The sequence below is a fragment of the Eisenibacter elegans DSM 3317 genome, assembly GCF_000430505.1.
GTDB lineage: Bacteria > Bacteroidota > Bacteroidia > Cytophagales > Microscillaceae > Eisenibacter > Eisenibacter elegans.
This window is the reverse complement of sequence record NZ_KE387154.1, coordinates 1-19589: the sequence shown is the minus strand read 5'-3', so window position 1 is coordinate 19589 and position 19589 is coordinate 1. Positions and strand designations below refer to the sequence as shown.

The window sequence follows — 19589 nt, the reverse complement described above, 5'->3', positions numbered from 1 at the left end:
ATATGTCAGAGAGAAAACGTCGTACGCCTTATACCCCCGAAGGTCGCCGCAGCCAGCGGCTGATGCGCTTGCGCAAGGCGTGGCGAATACTGCAAAGTACTCAAAAAATTGTTGCAAAAACAATTAAGTACAGCGTAGTGACGGTGCTCTCTATCATAGGGCTGAACTTTGTGCTCTTGCAGTTGCCCATTTATCAGACCTTCCTCTTGGGCAAGGCGCTCGACTATGTGTCAGAAAAGACAGGCTTCCAAACGACGATGCGCTATATCTACATTGATATACAGCGCACCTACCTGACGATAGAAGACTTCTACCTGCGCGACCTTCAGGGCGACACCCTGATTTATGTGGAGGCATTGCAGGTTGATTTTAGCTATACTACCTTGCTTCAGGGTGGCGACATCACCCTTGAGGATGTAAAGCTCAAAGAAGCCACCGTCAACCTTGTAACACACCAAAATACCAAACAGCTCAATATCAATGAGTTTGTAGCCCAAATCAATGCGCTTTTTAGCTCCGACAAGCCCAAAGACCCCAACAAGAAACCGGTCAAGTTTATGATCAAACAAGGTGCGCTGGAGGATTGCCACTTCAGGCTCTACAGCGAGCTAGTGCCCGAACACGCCGGAGACTATTTCGACCCCCAACACTTTGGCGTAGACCAATTAAACGGGCGTATCCGAGATCTCAAAGTAGCCGGAGATACCGTCAGGCTGCAAGTCATTGGTCTTGGGGCGGTGGAGCCACAAACAAAGCTGAGGGTCAAGCAACTGGATATGGTCTTTTTCCTGACCAAACAAACGATGCAGTTCAACCGACTGTATTTGGAGGCCAATAATACCATCTTGCGCAAGTCCATCAATTTTCACTACAAACATACCAGTGAGCTAGCCGACTTTGTCGACAAGGTTACCATTGTCGCCGACCTCGACCAGACGGTCATCGATACGGATGATTTGGCCATATTTGCCCCCGTAGTAAAGCCATATGCAGATGTGTGGCGCTTCGATGGGCGTTTCAAAGGCAGGGTAGGTAATTTTATCTTACAAGATTTTGAAGCCTCGCTTGGCGAAGCCACTACGCTCAGAGGCGAAGCCTATCTCAAGGGGCTACCCGATATGGAGCAGTTTTATCTGCAGGCTACCTTACAAAACTCCCAACTACTGGCCACAGACCTCTATCGGTTTCTGGAAGACCCAACGCCCTTGGCCTTGGTGGCCAATATGGGACAAATTGGCTTTGATGCTACATATGAAGGGACGCTGTCGGACTTCAAAACCCAGGCTAAGCTTCAAACCGCCGCCGGAAGCGCTACAGCTGACCTACAGATGAACTTGCGCACCCAAACATACCAAACCCAACTGCAAACTCAGGCTCTGGACTTAGGGACTATCTTAGGAATACCGATGGTGGGTGGGCTGACAATGGCAGGCGATATCAAAGGCAAAGGGTTTAGTGCCGAAACAGCCGATGTTGTGGTCAATGGCCAAATAGGCCAACTACAGTACAATGGCTACAACTATGAGCAAATGGTAGTTCAAGGTCACTTCAAACGCAATTTCTTTGAAGGTACATTTGAGGCCCAAGACCCCAACCTAGACTTGACACTCCGAGGGGAGATTAATTTTGCCCAGGACCCCAGTGCCCCCACAATGCCCCAAGGGAAGTTTGACCTCATCACCGAAATACGCCACATAGACCTTCAGCCGCTTAATTTTACGCCCAAGCCCGCCATTATCGAAGGCCTCATTACTGCCGAGATGTATGGGCTTACACTCGACAGCCTCCTCGGTACGGTCATCATTGAAGATGCCAACTTGCTCTATGACAACAAGGGGCTGGAGGTCGGCATTGCGGCGCTTTATGCGACCCGAAGTCTAGAGGCTGACAACCGTGTGTTTGGTTTTGCCTCAGACTATGCCGAAGGCAAGATTGACGGGAACTTTAAACCCTCGCAGCTCATAGAAGACTTACAGACTATCTTGGGCGAATACTTTTTGTTGCTCCAAAATCGCAGCGATACGCTTGAAAAATACTACACCTCCAAAAATAAACCACTTGAAGAGGCTACGAAAAAGGGGCTCAACAAAATCACCCAAAAACAAGCCATCGCCGAGATAGAACCTTATAGGGTAGTGTTTGACCTACACCTCAAAAATATCAACCAAGTGCTCTACCTCTTCTCCGATCAGTTTGAGTTGGCCAAGGATGCCCGCTTTGGCGGCACATTGAGCGTGGGCGAAAAGTCGGTGTTTTCGATGTATACCCGCAAACGCCTTGATTATCTTATCGCCTCTGGCCAACGTTTTGAGCAGATAGACCTACAACTATATACCGAAAAAGACCTCTACAGCCGAGATGTATTGGCCGAAGGAACATTGTTTTCTGCCAATCAAACGCTAGCCGGTGTGGCAGCCAAAAATATGCTCTTGGAGTTTACTTGGTTCAATAACCGCATTGACTTCAACAGCCACCTCTACCAAGACGATAGCACCCAAAACAGTATTCAGGTAGAAGGAGAGCTACAGTTTTTGACAGATAGTATGTTGCTTCATTTTGCAACGCTTGACCTAAGATTTTTGGACGAACGCTGGAGCATCGACCAGCAAAACCAAGTGATCTTTACCCCAACACAAACACATTTCTTCGATACCCGCCTCTACAATCGCCAAAATACGGATGCACAGGTGGCGGTCAAAGGATTTATTGACCGACAAGAAAACGATACGCTCTATGTGCTCATCAATAGCCTAGACTTGGGCAAAATCTCTTCTGTAACCGGTACGCGCATTGGAGGGCTAGTAGATGCGGATTTAGAGCTACACAACCCCACTGTGGCCTTTGATGTAGAGGGAGAGCTCTATATCGAAAATGTGATGATAGAGGAGTTTTTGGTGGGGGATGTGAGCGCGCAAATAGCTTGGGACAATGAGGAGACGCGCCTGCTGCTGGAGGCTGTCACTGAATACCGTAACCGAAAGCTGCTCAATCTTGAAGGAACGATCGATATAGACCGCGACGAGATAGACATCAAGGCCAAGCTCGGCGGCCTGCCTATCAACTTGGCCGAACCCTTTGCGCGCGGTCTCGTCAGTCAGATGCAGGGCAGTGCCGTTGGAAATCTACATATTGGTGGCTCGCTCAGCGCGCCGGTTATTTTGGGCGAGGCCAATATCCTTAATGGAGCACTGACAGTAGACTACCTCAACACCCGCTACCGCTTGGGAGATGAGAAGATTGTGTTTGATGTTAATGCAATCTCTTTTCAGAATCTCAAGGTGATAGACCAAAACGAACAGGCTGCCTCTGTCAGAGGGGGAATTTATCACGATAGTTTCCGCAATATCTTAGTCGATGTGAAGGCCAACTACCGTAACTTCTTGTTGCTCAATAAACCTGAAGATCTCAACGAGTTGTTTTTTGGAACGGCACGCGCTACAGGCCAGCTGATTGTTTCGGGCTTCTTGGATAACCTGCGCATAGAGGTCAATGCCCGAAACGAACGGGGTACGCGCATTGCTATGCCGCTTTTTGGCGGCTATCAACAGGTAGAGCAAAAAGAATACATCCTCTTTGCAGACCCTGTAGACACAGATAGTACCCAGCTCCTGCCCAAAAAGATAGACCTTGGCGGCCTGAATCTTGTCTTCAACTTAGAAGTAACTCCTGAGGCGCGTTTCGAAATTATTTTTGACAAGCAGGCCGGGGATATTATCCGTGGAGCTGGCAATGGCAAAATCCAGATGGAAGTAACTCCTGATGGTGATTTCAAAATTCTGGGAGATTATACCATCACCGAAGGGAAGTACAACTTTACCCTACTCAACCTAGTCAACAAAGGCTTTGACATCCGACGGGGAAGCCGCATCACCTTCAATTCTGATGTGTTTGATACCCAGCTCGACATTACGGCGGTGTATCCCCAGCGGGTAACGCTTTCGCCGCTGATTGATTTGGGGACAGTGCCCGACCCCGAAAATGTCGAATATCGGCAGAAATTTCAGGTAGATGTACTCCTAGCGCTCAAAGGCAAGATGCTCGAACCGGAAATTGCCCTTGACATTGACCTACAACGCGCCTACAACACTCCCAATATCTCGCTACGCCAAGCTGTGGCTGACCTCGACTCGCGGGTAAAGGTAGATGAACAAGAGCGTAACAAGCAGGTATTCAGCTTGATAGTGCTCAAGCGTTTGGCTTCTCCCAATGCCTTTATCGGAATGGGCAGCGCTGCTTCGGGGAGTTTGAGCGAGCTACTCTCCAACCAGCTCAGTGCGTGGGTGTCGCAGGTAGACGAAAACCTAGAGCTAAACCTTGACCTAGACGCTTCGCAGCTCAGTGTGAGCTACAACCTCTTCAATAACCGCCTCAAAATCACCCGAGAGGGTAGCCTCAGCGCCAACCAAAGCCAGTCGGAGCTGGCGGCTGCTGTAGGCGATTGGACAATAGAGTATATGCTTACCAATGACGGGAAGCTCCGCGCCAAAGCCTATAACCGGATGAATTTCAACAATCCCTTGGGCAGTATCAATCTCAGCGGCAATGCCTCCACAACCGCCGGGTTTAGCCTGATGTATACCCAAAGCTTCGATCGTTTTTGGGACATTTTCAGGAAAAGACCCCGCAAAAAGCGTGAAATATCGACCAATAAAGCCGATGAATAAAACCGATAACACTTGGCAGCGCGCCTTCGAAACGCAACTGGCCGATAACCCCACAGCCTTTGAAGGCCTAAAAAGCCTTCTGGTGTGTCATCAAGGGCAATTAAAAGCAACTTATTTTTGCCAAGGTTATGATGCGCAGACCCTGCACGAGGCGCAGTCGGTTACCAAAAGCATTCAGGCACTGATTGTTGGTGCTTTGGCAGACCGAGGCCTGGTAGATATTCATCAGCCTATTTATCCCTATTTCGAGCAAACGTATGGAGCCTATTTCGATACGCCACAGAAGCGCCTTATTACCCCCTATCACCTCCTCACACATACCGCCGGCTGGGAATGGAACGAGAGTCAGGTGCCCTATACCAATCTCTATAACGACGCCAACCTACAGTTTTATGGGGATAACTGGCTCGAATATGCCCTGAGCAAACCACATCTACACCCACCGGGAGAAGTCTTTAACTACAGCAGTGCTTCGCCTATTTTGTTGGCTTATTGGATGAATCAACTAGACGAGGAGCTCACACATCTCCAATATGCTTACGATTATTTCTACCGACCCTTGGCCATCGACAGGGTGGAGTATCAGATAGAGCAAAGTACCAATCCCGAGGCCAAGCCTTTGGCTGCCGATGCGTATCTCTGCGCTGAAGGGCTGCTGACCATCGCCGAGATGATGCGGCAAAATGGCCAATCCCGAGGCCAACAAATAGTCTCGGAGCAATGGATTGCCCAATGTCTACACCCACACATCTCCTTAAGACAAACGTATGCTTCGGCTTATGGCTATAGCTGGTGGTTGCAAGAAAGTAAAAATGGGCTGCCAGCTTACTATTATGCTTGGGGCTATGGAGGGCAGCATATTTTTGTGGTACCAACTTTGGGGCTGAGCCTAGTTACTGCTGGTAGCTTTTATCAAGAGGGTGCACCCGCCCTTGACCCCACCCCCTTTGCCCTCCTCCATACGGCAATCCAATTGGCACAACAACAGGGCTGAAACAGACATTCAAGGCCTAAAAACATCCATTGGTCAAAGCAAATACACCATTGGTAGGGTTATGCGGCATAGGGTGTTATATGTGTCAAAAATGCGTTAGATTTGCATTTTACTTTGTTACTCCAGTGTGGTGCTGGTGTTTGCGCTGTCGTTTTGCTGCGGCCTATCTTAATAATAGGAGAACAGGTCGATGTGCTTTTTTAGTTTACCCCAATACAAAGCCTCTTTACCGGAATGAGCAGAAGTGCTGATTTTTATTACATCAAACGTCAATGGTTATTTGGGGTTAGTATGTTTTTTTTGGTAGTATCAACTGGCAGCCTTTGGGCGCAAAAAAGCCAACCACATCAAGTACTGGCAACAAAGATAAGCTCGACCATAGTGCCTGATGGTATTCTGGATGAAGCAATATGGCAACAAGCCTCGCGCATTGGTGATTTCTACCTCAATTATCCACACGATACGGCCTACGCCAACACCCAGACCGAGGTAATGATCGCCTATGATGACCAAAATCTGTATTTGGCCTTTATTTGTTATGACCCTGCCCCTGAGAAAAAGTTTGTCGCACAGTCCTTACGCCGCGATTTTGACGGAGGGCGTACCGATTTCGTGACAGTGTATCTAGATACCTACAACGACGGACAAAACGGATTCAGCTTTGGCATCACACCCTATGGGGTACAGCGGGAGGCCATCATTACAGACGGCGACAACCTTTTGAGCGACTGGGACAACAAGTGGTACTCGGGAGCCAAGATATATGAAGACCGATGGGAGGCCGAGATGGTCATCCCTTTCAAGAGTGTGCGGTATAAGAAAAACGCCAAAGCTTGGCGGGTTAATTTTGCCCGAATAGACCAAAAAACCAATGAAGTATCCTCTTGGGTTCCTGTACCGCGCAATTTTGGTGTACAAGCCCTAGCCTTTACCGGCGAGCTGACTTGGGAGTACCCCTTGGGGGTGTCTACGGCCAATGTGGCTGTCATTCCTTTTGTTACGAGCCGGATGAACCAAAACGTACAGGAGGGCGAGGCTGCTCAGTATGGCTTTGGCGCTGGAGCAGATGCCAAAATAGCCCTGACCCCGGCGCTAAACCTTGACTTGACCTTCAACCCCGATTTTTCGCAAGTAGAAGTAGACCAGCAGGTAACCAACCTAGACCGATTTGAGATATTTTTCCCAGAAAGAAGGCAGTTTTTTTTGGAGAATAATGACCTTTTTGCGCGTTTTGGCTTTTCACGCATACGCCCCTTCTTCTCTCGGCGTATCGGCATAGCCCGCGATACTACGACAGGGCTGACGGTCGAGAATCCGATTTTTTATGGTGCTCGCCTCAGTGGCAAGCTCTCCTCTTCTCTCAGGGTAGGGGCAATGAATATGCAAACCGGTAAAAACGCCGGTGCGGGCATCGAAGGGCAGAATTATACCGTGTTGGCTTTCCAACAAAAGGTGTTTGCCCGCTCCAATATCGGGGTGATTTTTGTGAATCGGCAGGCGACCTCTGACAGTATTTCGGAGTTTCGTTGGCAAAATAACGATTTCAACCGTGTTATTGGAATAGACTACAATCTAGCCTCTGCCGATAACCGCTGGCGCGGCAAGTTCTTCTATCATCAAGCCCTGACCCCGGAGCGGCTAGCCAATCAGTATGCCCATGCCTCTTATGTTACCTACAACGACCGTCATTGGAACATCGCCTGGAACCACGAATATGTGGGCGAAAACTACCGCGCCGATGTGGGCTTTATCCCAAGGGGCAACCACTGGCGGCTGGAGCCTTGGGTGGGTTATCTCTTTTATCCCAAAAATAGCCAAGTAGACCGCCCGCTCTCCATCAACAATCACGGCCCATACCTCTACACCAGTACGTTTTGGAATACTACAGGTCTGCTGACCGACCAAGTAACCGAGCTGTCATATCGGGTCAATTTCAACAATACGGCATCGTTTTCAGCAGGAGTCAGCCAGCAGTATATCCGTCTTTTAGCCGATTTTGACCCTAGCAACAGCGGAGGAGCACGGCTGGTGGCTGGCTCTGATTATGCCTTTCAGCGCGCCAGCGTCTCCTACAACTCCAACAACCGGGCGGTGTTTTTGTGGAATGCCTCCTATAGTTGGGGTGGGTTTTATAATGGTGAACTTTATTCGGGCAGCCTAGGAGCCACCTACCAAATTCGCCCTTTAGGCTCTGTCAGTCTAGGTTTCAATTATAACCGCCTCGCCCTGCCCGAACCTTACAACAGCACCGAGCTGCTACTCATCAGCCCTAGGGTAGATTTTACCTTTACCCGAGCCTTATTTTTGGCCGTATTCTGCCAATACAACAACCAAATCGACAATATCAACCTCAACGCCCGCTTACAATGGCGCTTTAAGCCTGTATCTGACCTGTTTTTGGTCTATACCGAAAACTACTTTCCAGAAACCTTTGACTCCAAAACCCGCGCACTGGTACTCAAACTTACATATTGGCTAAGTATTTGATACTATTGTACCCAATACGGTGGGATACACCAAGAGCGCTACTTTATGTCTGAAGCAATTTATGAAGCGATGGGTACTTCTTTGGGCTTGCTTGTGGAGCCTTTCGGTACAAGCACAAGTCGATAAACATATCCGCTATGTAGACGATTACTACCGTTATGTAGAAAATCAACGCGTAAACGAAGAGTACCACTTCAATCAGTTTGTATTGAATGTACAAGACAAACTCTTCCCCGACGGAGTTCGCTACACAAGACAAGAGCGCTATTTTTATGTCTACAAAGATGGAGCTGCCCCCAAGTTGCGAACCATACTCATTCTGATTAACAATGGGAATGTCCGCTATAACAAAGAGTTTGTGTATGATTTGGGAGATGAGCTGCTGTTTTATTTTGAAGGGCAAAATGATATTGAAAAATACAATTTCAGGACAATGAAAGTGTATTTTGATGCGGAAAAGCTTAGCGCTGTCATCGAAGGCAATCAACAACTCTCCGAAGCAGAAACGCATCAAAAATACAGGCCCAAAGCACAGACAATATTAGAAGAGGCGCACTATTTCAAGCAAAAGTTTTATGACCAACAAGTAGCTGAAATAGAGAAGCTAAGATAAAACCCGGCGCTATAAATTAAAATCAGTACCATCATCTACAAAAAACAGCAGATTGTCGAAAAACTTACACCAAATTTCAAAAATACCCCTATATTGTTTGGCTCAAAACAGCGTAAAAGCATATGCTTGCAAAACTAAAACCTTTTTATTACAAAACATTTAACCTCCGCGATGGAGAAGGCACCCCTGTTGCCTTGTTGCTATTTTTTGGGTTTGTGGCCGGAGTATTTACGGCTACCTTCGATGTAAGCGCCAGTGCATTGTTTTTGAGTAATTTTGGTGAAAAAATTTACCTCCCTTTAGGGATTATCGCGCAGGGCGTGGTCGGCATTCTGATTACCTCTTGGTATGGGTTTTTTCAAAGCCGGTTTTCTTTTTCAAAAGTAGCCTTGGTTGTGTTGTTGTTGATTAGCCTGTTGACAGCCTTTATTCGTTTAGAGTATTCCTTGGGAATGTTGCCGGTTATCAGTCGCAAAGTACTAATATTCAGTACTTTTTCGCTGATGTTGCCCTTCAACAACATCATGCTATTGATTTTTTGGGGGCTTTTTGGCCGAATCTTTACCATCCAACAACAACGCCGTACCGTAGGTGGTATAGACTTGGGCAAGGGCTTTGCAACCTTGTTTGCTTTTTTTGCTATTCCGCTGTTATCTCGCTTTGTCAAAACAATAGACTTCCTCTGGATTAGCGCCATAGGTGCCTTCATTACGGTATTCATCGTAACCTACATTACCTATCAAGCGCGAGGCTCTGTGTTTTTTCAACAACAACAGCCCAAGCAGCGGCAAAAAATACGCTACCCTATGTGGACAATGTTTGCCGATACATACATCCGCTGGATGGTGTTGTTTGTCATCGTGGCCAGCATCGCGGCGGTCTTTCTCAACTATGTCTTCTTGACGACAACCAGCAACTTCTACCCCAATGAGAGCCAGCTGACGGCATTCTTGGGCTTGTTCGGTGGCCTTACAGTCATCTTTGCTGTATTGACCCAAACCTTTGTGGCCGATAGGCTGGTAGAGATGTATGGTATCCGGGTAGTGATGCTTATCAACCCTTTGTTGGCCTTGCTGTTTGTGTTGCTATCCTTGCTTACCGGAGTGATTAACAATGTGTTTCCTACGGCAGGCAATTTGTTGCTGGTCTTTTTGTCGGTTGCGCTTTGTCAGTTGTTTTTCAATAGCTTGCGCGATGCCTTTGACGAACCCACCTTCAAGATGTATACCTTTCCCATCGACTCTAAGGTGCGGTTGCGTGTAACCACACGCCTAGAAGGCAATGTGAAGGCCTTTGCGGGCTTGTTGGGTGGGGGAATCTTGTTGGCTATTGACTACCTACACTTCACCAACTTGCTCTGGTTTTTAGGGGTCTTGTTTTTCTTGATATTGCTTTGGTTGGTGAATATCCAGTTTTTACACCGACACTACCGCGAAACCCTTCAAAATACTTTGGCACAGGCCGAAAACCGCAAAGGAGTCAGCTTATCTCAGGCCGATGACGACTCTCGGCAGATATTGGCTCATTTTCTGGAAGAGGCACGCACCCAAAGCAATAATGACCCCACCAAAGCAGACCAGCTGCTCTTCTTGCTGAGGGTAGCCAAACATACAGACCTAAGGCGCTACGAACAGCTGATGCTGGATTTGGAAGGTCACTCGCTGGCCAAAATCGAAAAACATGTCCGGTACGAAATTGATAAATCCTACTTATGTTTCTTGAGCAGGGGCAAGCCCGATGCCAAATCAGCCTCCCAATTGCCTCAAGATTGGCCGGAAATACAGCGCTTGGCACGCTCAGAATACAGCCAAAACCGTATTAGGGCGGCCATGGCCCTGCGCCCATTTCTCAAACAACAAGAGGGTAAGCAGTTGTTAATCAGTTTGCTGAAAGACTTGATTCCAGAAGTTCGATTGGTAGCTATCCATATAGCCCGCATCGAGCAAATACGCGAAACCTGGGAGCTGTTGGCCGAGCAACTCGCCTTTCCTGTCTATGCTCCTGCGGCTTCGGCTGCTTTTATAGATTTACACAACGCTGCCATTCCGATATTGGAGCCCTACTTCAGCAAATCTATCAACAACCCCGAAATTCTCACCCGAATTATTCATATCTATGGCCAAATCAACTCGCCGGATACCATAGAGTTGCTCTGGCGCAAGATACAACACCCACACCCAGAGGTAACCAAGCAGATTCTGCTCGTATTCAGCTATTGTAATATAGAGATTCCTCCCCAATATCTCAACGTGGTCTATTATTACCTAGAAGCCGAAATAGGCGACGCGTTTTGGGATTTGGTAGCACTACACGAAATCGAAAAAACAGAACAGTACCAAGAAGTGCGGGAGGCACTCAAGCGCGAAATAGAATACAACTTCACGCACATCTTCCGCTTGTTGTCACTCATCTATGAGAGTACCACCATACAGCTCGTCCGCGATTCTTTTGAAATAGGCGACGAGGAAGGACGGACACTGGCCTTAGAGTTGATGAACTTGTTTGTGGAGGAAAAAGTAAAGCAAATACTCTTCCCTATCCTCGAAGATATCAGCATCCAAGAGCGGATACGCAAGCTGCGCAATTATTTCCCAAGAGAGCGCAAGGCAGCGGTGTATAAAGTATTAGAGTCGCTGATTATCAGGGATTTTCGGTATACCAACCGCTGGACAAGGGCAGTGGCTATCTTGGCACTTGTCCAAGAAGAAGCCCCTTTTGACGAAGATATTTTGGTGGCGACGGTCTTCCACCCAGATGTTTTGTTACAAGAAACAGCGCTCCGCGTCTTGTATGAGCGCTCACGCGAAAGACTGCGCCAAATCAAACACCGGATCCCCCCCTCGGCCCAACAGCTGTTGCAGTCGTTGGAACAAAATGCCCACAAGGCAAAACCAATGGGAGAGATGGCGCTTAACCTACCCAACAACATACGAGAAAGCCTCGGAAACATACCGCCATTGCCCGACAGTAGGGTGAACCTTGTGCGCTTCTTGGCACAAACACAACCGCTAGCCAACGCTCCGCTGGATATTATCTCCGAAATGGCAGACTTCGTGCATAAAAAAACGATGGGCGTCGGCAAAAAAGTCCTGATTGACGTAACAGATACCGCACCTACAATATACCTGATGGCCAAAGGCGTGATAGACTTTTATCACGAAGACGAGATTGTTAAATCGGTAGAAGCTGGCGCTTTTTTTGGAGAAATTTTCTGGTCAGTGCCCGGAGAAGACTTTATTGACGGCCTTGTGGCCGCCGAAGCCGTTTATTATGAAATAGATAGCGCCCGCTTTTTTGACCTGCTGCTCAAATACCCTAGCTTCCTCAAAACATTTCTCCATAATACTCTCCAGCAAATCAACACTAACCAAACCTACCACACTGCCTAGCGCTATATGTACCATAAAAGCCTGAAAATAGGTGTCCATTATCATTGGTCAGACAATACCCTGCCCTCCCCAACGGCCAATGCAAGTGCCAATGCCTCCGAAAGTTCTCTGGTAGATACTTTTACAGGAATGGGCTGGGTAACCTTTGCTGCTACACTAATAGAGCGTATTTTGGAACAAATGCTAGCTAAACCGATATCCTTGGTTTTGGTAGATAACAGCCGCGATTCGGTGGCTGCTTGGGAAGAGTGTGAGCTGTTTTTGTGTGTGTTGTCTAAGGCTTATGCACACGAACAGACCTTCGCGCCGCTGTTGACACATCTCGACCAACGCGCCGCCGAAGTCCCCGTATTCAAAATCTTAAAAGAACCCATATCGGATACGGATGACCCGATGGCCTTGGGAGCTTACCCTACTTATGACTTGTTTTATTTGGATATCAACAACCGCTCCGTACAGGACTTGTTGCTGAGTATCCGGCGTGATCACCTCCACTGGACGCAGCTCATCGACTTGGTCTATGACCTGTATACAGCCCTGACAGACCAAGGGATGTACGCTCCCGTAGAGGGTAATGAGCGACCGCTGACGGTTTTTATTGCAGAGGCTACTCCCGACGTAGAGATTTACCGCAATATCATCCGACGCGAACTACACAACTACGGCTATCGGATTTTGCCGGAGTTTGTTGTCCCCGAACACAAAGGCCTAGCCGAAGCCATCACCCGCGATGCGCTAGAAGAGGCCGACTTGGTGGTACAGATGTTTGGCGCGCAGTATGGCAGCCTCCTCAGGCACGGCAACCAATCAATCGCCGCCTTACAACATCAAATCATTCACGAACATACAGCCGACGCTCCCGACCTGCCACGCCATATCTGGATTACGCCCAACCTTGAACAGGCCGAAGAAAAACAACGTTTCTTTTTGGAAACGCTCAAACACGAACTCAAAGACATTCAGAAAACCGAACTGATGCAAGGCTCCTTAGAAGAATTCAAGGTGCTCATCAAGGCCGGTATCCGAACCCTACAGGTAGCCCCTCAAGCGCCCAACCTCATCACACAACAAGCTGCGATGAGTGTGTACTTGATTCACGAACAGTCAGACCAAGAGTTGGCGCAGACTTACCTAGAGGCGCTGCGACAGCAAAGCGCCTTTGAAGTCATCGAAACTATCCGAACAGAGGATGTGTTCCAAAACCGGCAACATCACCTACAAAGCTTGTTGGATTGCGATGTGGTGATTTTGATGGCCTGCCAAGCCGACAAATACTGGGTAGAAGCCAAGCTCTTGGACTTGCTCAAGCTGCCAGGGCTTGGGAGAGAAACCCCGCTGCGTTATAAATACTGCCTCAGTACGGGGCAAGAGCAGGCGTGGCAACAGAAAAAACAGCTTGTACAAGGAGTCGAAATACGTACCCACGACGAAAGTCAGCCCCAAGGCCTAGTGGCAGAAATAGTACAACTTTTGCCCTTGGTATCAGTATATAGTGCCAATGACCCTCTCTCCTAACCTTTGATGAAAGCCCCTATGACTACTCCTAAGCTGCACGAAGAAGACCCAAATTCATCCACGGTTGATTTTTTCTTTAACCCATTCCCAGGGCTGCGCCCATTTCGGATTGAGGAGAGCTTTCTGTTTTTTGGGCGCGAAGGCCAAACAGAAGAGGTCTTACACAAGTTGGCCGAGCAGCGCTTTGTGGCAGTTGTGGGCCCTTCGGGTAGCGGCAAATCTTCGTTTATTTACTGTGGAGTCATTCCGGTACTCCACGGAGGGTTTATGCCCAATACCCCCTTTTCGGCTTGGAACATTATCGTTACACGCCCCGGAGGCGGGCCTATCAAAAACCTTTGCGAAGCCCTACTCGAAAATGACGACGAATACCGCGCTCTCTCCAAAGAAGACAAACACATTCAACGTATCATTGTCAACTCTATGTTGCGCAGTAGCTCAAGAGGATTGGTAGAGGTAATACGGAAAAACCCAGCTTTCAAAAATCGTAATACTCTTATTCTTGTAGACCAGTTTGAGGAGCTTTTCCGGTTTCGTAAGAGCGAAATCGAAGCCCACGATGTTCAGAACGAATCTCTGGCATTTGTCAATCTCCTGATGGAGTCAATCCAGGCTGCCGACTTGCCCATCTATGTGGCCATTACGATGCGCTCAGATTTTGTGGGGGATTGTGCGCACTATACCGAGCTGACAGAGGCCATCAACCGGAGTTACTATATGATTCCGCAGATGACCCGGAATCAGAAACAGTTTGCCATCACAGGCCCTATCAAGGTCGCCGGAGGGCAGATAGCCCCACGTCTAGTTACGCAATTGCTCAATGACCTTGGCGACAGCCCCGACCAGCTGCCTATCCTTCAACACGCCCTGATGCGTACTTGGAGCTACTGGCAGCGCCACCGCAAGCCAGACGAACCTCTGGACATCGCACACTATGAGGCCATTGGTACCATGAGCGAAGCGCTCTCATTACACGCCAACGAAGCCTATGATGAGCTGGCAGAGCCTCAGAAAATTATTTGTGAAAGGCTCTTCAAAACCATTACCGAAAAAAATAGCGAAGGCTTTGGTACTTTTGCGACCCGACTGCCTACTAGTGTGGCCGATATTTCTAAAATCACCGCAGTCGATATAGAGGCGTTGTTGCCAATCATAGAAGTATTTCGCCGTACGGGGCGCTCGCTGCTGATGCCGCCGCCCGACCAACATCTCACGCCTGATACCGTGATAGACCTCTCACACGAGAGCTTGATGCGTATCTGGGGAAGACTCAAAACTTGGATTGATGAGGAGAACGAGTCTATCGAAATGTATAAGCGCCTTTCGGATGCAGCAGAGGCTTTTCAGATAGGTATGGCAGGCCTTTGGCGGCCACCTGATTTGCAGCTAGCCCTCGCTTGGCGCGACAAAAACCAGCCCTCAGTGGCTTGGGCGGAGCGCTATGCGCCGGGTTTCGAGCAGGCCATGGTGTTTTTGAACCAAAGCCGAGACGAATACGAAGAAGAACAACGCATCAAGGACGAAGCCCAACAACAGGCGCTCCGGCGTGCCCGTGTAACGGCACTCTTCTTAGGAACAGCAACGGTTGTGTCGATAGGGTTCTTGGTATTTGCGCTTGTGCAGATGGTCAACTCCCAACGAAGCGCCGTAGAAGCCAAAGGCTTTGCCGAAAAAGCCAAAAAAGGAGAAATCGAAGCCAACGAGCTGCGTCTAAAAGCCGAACGCAGCGCCAGAGAAGCCCAACTGCTTTCTATCAAAGCAGAAAATAGCGCCATCATAGCCAACACACAGCGCCTTAAAGCGACCCAAAAGGCAGAAGAAGCCGAACAACAACGCAAACTTGCCGAGGCTAGTGCCAATGAAGCCTTGCTCCAAAAAGAAACAGCAGAGTTAGAACGTAAAAAAGCTGACCGCGAGCGCCAACGCGCCGAACAACAGCGCCAAAAAGCGGAAGAAAACGCCCAAAAAGCAATTGAGGCCACAGACGAAGCCTATCGGCTGCGACTCTTGTCTATTGCACAATCGATGGCGGTCAAGTCCTTACAAATGACTGACAATCGCGTAAAGGCCCTCAATGCTCAGCAAGCCTACTCGTTCAATAGCAATAACGGCGGGATGAAGTATCACCCCGATATCTTTGATGGCTTGTATTATGCCATCAAACAGCTCAACGACGGGTCTTACAACAACCTCTCCGGACATACCGATGCCGTACGTAGCATCGAAACCGGCTATGACAACCGATACCTCTATTCTGCGGGTAGTGATGGCAAGATTTTGCGCTGGGATTCGCAAAACTTCAACACCCCTACCGTGATGGCGGTCAACAACTATGTCAATCGTGCGCTAGCCATCAGCTCCGACAACCAGTGGGTGGCCGTAGGTGGCGATGCAGACCGCATCCAACTCTTTTCTACCCAAAGCCCGACGGTAGTCAATCGTGAAATCAAAAACTTTTCGGGCAGCGTATGGTCGATGAAGTTTAGTGCCAATAGCAAATCGTTACTCATCGCTACCTCTACCAACAAACTCTACTTCTGGGATTTCCAGCAGATGCGCGAACTTAAACAACTTAGCGAACGTATCAACTCCATCGCTATCAGCCCCAATGGAGCAGTAGCCTATATCAGTACCGAAACAGGAAAAATCTACACCATCAATACAGAAAAGACCAACCCGGAGTTGGTAGAGTTTTACCAAAACAACGCCGAGCTCCACGCCATCAGCATCAGCCCCAATGGGCGTTATTTGGTGGCAGGAGATATCAACGGCTTTGTCCGTATCTGGGATATGTCTACTCAAAAGCTTCAAATTAAACTAGAAGGCCACCGAGCCCGAATCAACAACATTGAGTTTAGCCGCGATGGCAACCGCCTAGCCACCGCCAGCTTCGACAAGACCGTCCGCCTTTGGAATATGCAAAAACTCAATGACCAACCTATTGTCTTGCGCGATCACAACGACTGGGTATGGTCGATTGCTTTTAATGCAGATGGCTCGCGCCTCTTGGCCGGTTGTAAGGACAATCTCGTGCGTGTGTGGCCTACCAACCCCGATTTGATGAATGACCAACTGTGTTCTAAACTTACGCATAACTTTAGCAATAATGAATGGCAGCGATATGTCGCCGATGATATCCCCTATGAACTCACTTGCCCCGACAAGCCGCCTCATCAAGGTGATGAGTATTAAAAATAACGTAAATAGCGCTTGGCTGCGTGCTTTTTGTATAGGGGCCTTGTATTTGCTTTGGGGAATCTCAGCCGCCTATGCCCAAGCCGACCTAGACTGTGAGCTGGTGCTCAAGAAGGCCGAGCAGGCTTATGCCGAAGGCCGTATCAATGAGGTAGCTGCCATACTAGAGGCTTGTTTTAAGGGGGACAAATTTACCCGCGAACAAAAAGTGCGGGCGTACTATATCCAAACACTGTCGTATCTCTATCTTGACGAAGACAAGAAAGCAGATGCAAGTATGTTGGAACTGCTGCGTGCCAACCCTGAATATCAAGTACGTAACAATGAGGCCAAAGAGTTTGTAACGCTCTACAATACCTATGATATTCGCCCTCAGCTGGTATTGGGGGGGCGGCTGGGGCTAAGCCGCAGCGTGGTCAACCTTATCCGTACCTTTAGCCTCGACAATAGCAACAACCCGCCGCGTTATACCACTGCATCCAGCTTTCATATCGGCGGAATCGTCGAACGGCCTCTCAACCGGTATCTGAGCCTGGTCACAGAGCTAGGGCTTACCAACCAAAGTTACCAGTACCAGAATACGCTCTTTGGCTATGCAACGGTATCCTTTGAGGAGCGGCAAAATCATCTCCGGCTGCCTATCTTGCTCAAAGGCTATTTGGGGGATAAATACAATTTCAGGCTGCGCAATTTTATGCTCTATGGCTATGCTGGTCCTACAATAAGCTATCTGGCTAGCGCCTTGGCTGTGGTTAGCCGCAATGACTTTGTCAATGAGGATATTCAGCGCCAAGTAGCCGGCTTGCCGGTCAATATCAGTGAGCAACGCAAAAAACTATATTATTATGCCACCTTAGGGATAGGCTTAGAGTATAAACGAGGGCTGGGGAGTCTGTTTGCGGATGTTCGCTATGACCTTGGCCTACAGAACATCGTGCGCTCCGAGCAACGTTATGAAAACAATGAACTTATTTTTCGTTATGGTTATCTGGATAATGATTTGTCGCTCAGTACATTCACCTTCGCTGTGGGCTATGTGTACCCCATATATAAGCCCAAAAAGAAAAAACAATACCGCCGCTAACAGCCTCTTGATAGGCTTGTTGGCCTTGGGGCTAGCCTTGGGGAGTTGTAATCGACTGCAAAACGTACGCCCTGATGATTCAGGGGTGTTCATCAAACTGCTAGGGGGCGCGCTGGACGACAGGGCTTTCAGCATCATCGAAAACCCTGATGGTTCTTTTACCCTTGTTGGAACAAGCACCCGGGCTGTCATCGATGCAAACCGCAATGTCCAAAATAGTGTCATTATTCGCCTTGATGCCAATGGCAATCCTTTGTGGAACGAAAACCTGTCGGGCTATGAGGGGCGTTCGGTAGCACCCCTACCCAATAACCAAGGTTTTTTGGTTTTTGGAGATATTATCAATGAGCGTGATACCACCTCGCTATACCTCATTGGTACCAATGCTCAAGGGCAGGAACAGTGGTCGCGCACCTATGGGTTACCTTCACGCAATGAGCGTGGATTCAGTATAGTACCTGCGCCCAACAATCAATATTTGTTGCTGGGAATGACGATAGCTCCCGTTACCAATCAAACACAAATGTATGCCGTCCGTACGGATATAGAAGGTAATGTGCTACGAGAACGTATTTATGGCTTCACAGGTGTAAGCAATAACGTAGGAAGTATTATACAAACCAACAACGGAGATGTGCTCTGGTGTGGAGATACATTTCCCAACCTTGGTACTAACTCTGATGCCAGACTGGTTTTGACAGACTCGCTGCTCAACCTAAAATGGGATTTCACTTATGGAGGGGCGGGCAACGAAACCGCACGAGACGTAAAGCAAACGTTTGATGGCTATATCATAGTAGGAAGCACAGAAACCAACAGCGCCGGTGGACGGGATGTGTGGCTGCTAAAAGTCGACCTTGGTGGGCAGCTCATCTGGCAGCGCAATTATGGCGGAACGGCCAATGACGAAGGCTTTTCCGTAACCCCTACCCGAGATGGAGGGTTTCTGATTGTAGGGTATACAGAAAGCAAAGGGCAAGGTGGACAAGATATATGGGTAATCAAAACGGACTTTGCCGGAGACCCCATCTGGGACAAAACCTTTGGCGGAACTAGAGACGACCAAGGGCGCGCAGGAATCGAACCCCGAAACGGTGGTTTTTTGATTATTGGAACTATTTTCTTTGAAAATAACCAAATGATGACCGTCATCAGAACGGATGCCAATGGAAATATTGTCAAATAATGGCATTAAACACACTATGAAACACCTGCAACAAACCTTTTGGCTAAACTTCTGGGCAATGATACTCCTTTGGGGAGCCTGGAGTAATAATGCGTATGCACAGCTTACGGTTACGGCCTCATCGCCTAATGCAAGCATTTGCGCCAATGAAACAACGACACTCGAAGTTACGGGTGTTACAGGAGGCTCTGGAAATTATAGCTATGCTTGGACTCCTGCCGCCAGTTTGGTAGATGCTACAGTGGCCAACCCTACTACGGTGGCCCTTACTACCACCACTATTTTTGAAGTAACCGTTACGGATGACGATGATGCGTCAGTAACTGGTACCGCGACAGTAACCATCACCGTCAACCCCCGACCGACGGTAACCATCACGCCGACCAATGCAACGATATGTGCTGGAGAGAACACTACGCTGAACACCACAGTAGCAGGTGGCACAGGTCCTTATACTTATCT

Annotated in this window: 10 protein-coding genes; all 10 read left to right on the top strand. The window is 48.5% G+C overall.

Annotation, left to right across the window (positions count from 1 at the left end):
* The first annotated feature begins 2 nt into the window (after positions 1-2).
* A complete protein-coding gene (locus tag G499_RS0115960) occupies positions 3-4664 on the top strand; it encodes a translocation/assembly module TamB domain-containing protein (RefSeq protein ID WP_027000763.1) in 4662 nt (1553 codons plus the stop codon).
* Positions 4657-5658 carry a serine hydrolase domain-containing protein gene (locus G499_RS0115955; RefSeq protein WP_027000762.1) on the top strand — a complete coding sequence of 334 codons (1002 nt, stop codon included), beginning with the start codon at positions 4657-4659 and terminating at the stop codon, positions 5656-5658. The genes G499_RS0115960 and G499_RS0115955 overlap by 8 nt, the downstream gene beginning before the upstream one ends.
* A gap of 234 nt (positions 5659-5892) precedes the next feature.
* Positions 5893-8145, top strand: coding sequence for a DUF5916 domain-containing protein (locus G499_RS0115950; protein ID WP_051296327.1), 2253 nt, complete (start codon positions 5893-5895; stop codon positions 8143-8145).
* A gap of 61 nt (positions 8146-8206) precedes the next feature.
* Positions 8207-8758 carry a hypothetical protein gene (locus tag G499_RS0115945; protein WP_027000760.1) on the top strand — a complete coding sequence of 184 codons (552 nt, stop codon included), beginning with the start codon at positions 8207-8209 and terminating at the stop codon, positions 8756-8758.
* 122 nt (positions 8759-8880) lie between these two features.
* The gene (locus G499_RS0115940; protein WP_027000759.1) at positions 8881-12147 is read left to right on the top strand and encodes a hypothetical protein; all 3267 of its coding nucleotides are present in this window, start codon (positions 8881-8883) and stop codon (positions 12145-12147) included.
* A 6-nt stretch (positions 12148-12153) separates the two neighbouring features.
* Positions 12154-13662 (top strand): hypothetical protein, encoded by a 1509-nt coding sequence (locus G499_RS0115935; RefSeq protein ID WP_027000758.1) that lies wholly within the window; start codon positions 12154-12156, stop codon positions 13660-13662.
* Positions 13663-13680: 18 nt separating this feature from the next.
* The gene (locus G499_RS20420) at positions 13681-16854 is read left to right on the top strand and encodes an nSTAND1 domain-containing NTPase (protein ID WP_035728007.1); all 3174 of its coding nucleotides are present in this window, start codon (positions 13681-13683) and stop codon (positions 16852-16854) included.
* Positions 16805-17941: a porin family protein gene (locus tag G499_RS0115925; RefSeq protein WP_161627775.1), complete on the top strand. Its 1137-nt coding sequence runs from the start codon at positions 16805-16807 to the stop codon at positions 17939-17941. The genes G499_RS20420 and G499_RS0115925 overlap by 50 nt, the downstream gene beginning before the upstream one ends.
* On the top strand, positions 17892-19127 hold the full coding sequence (locus tag G499_RS0115920; protein ID WP_154658506.1) for a hypothetical protein: 1236 nt from the start codon (positions 17892-17894) through the stop codon (positions 19125-19127). The genes G499_RS0115925 and G499_RS0115920 overlap by 50 nt, the downstream gene beginning before the upstream one ends.
* Positions 19128-19143: 16 nt before the next feature.
* A partial coding sequence (locus G499_RS20415) for a hypothetical protein (protein WP_035727918.1) occupies positions 19144-19589 on the top strand: 446 nt, incomplete at its 3' end.